Source organism: Hungatella sp. SL.1.14 (assembly GCF_024460495.1).
GTDB lineage: Bacteria > Bacillota > Clostridia > Lachnospirales > Lachnospiraceae > Hungatella > Hungatella hathewayi.
This window is the reverse complement of record NZ_JANFYJ010000191.1, coordinates 1-366: the sequence shown is the minus strand read 5'-3', so window position 1 is coordinate 366 and position 366 is coordinate 1. Positions and strand designations below refer to the sequence as shown.

At 60.7% G+C, this 366-nt stretch carries 1 pseudogene; it reads right to left on the bottom strand.

Features of this window, described 5'->3' with window-relative positions:
* Positions 1–366, bottom strand: a pseudogene (locus NE473_RS30620) (VirB4-like conjugal transfer ATPase, CD1110 family); the annotation flags it as partial.

The window sequence follows — 366 nt, the reverse complement described above, 5'->3', positions numbered from 1 at the left end:
CCAATGTCGGACAGCTTGCCTTTTACCGTTTTAATGGCCTTGAGCTGATCCACCGTCTGGATGTGCATGGTCACGGTCAGCTCTGCGTCCAGCTTCAGGATTTCCGCCAGGAGCTTATCGGAGAGCTCCGAAGCCATGATCTGCAAATAGGAAGCCGCGCCCCAATACTGGCCCAGCCGGAACAGGCGGGACTGCCTAAAGTCGAAGCTGTCCGGGGCGATATAGTCTTTGGTACCCAGCCCTGTTTTGGGAATGTCCTGCCAGGAGAAGCGGAACGGCTCCCGGCTGGCGGGGTGCATCTGGCTGTGGAGCAGGGCCAGCCGTGACCGCCCGTCCAGGGGCTCCGAAGGTACCCCCAGCCGTTTG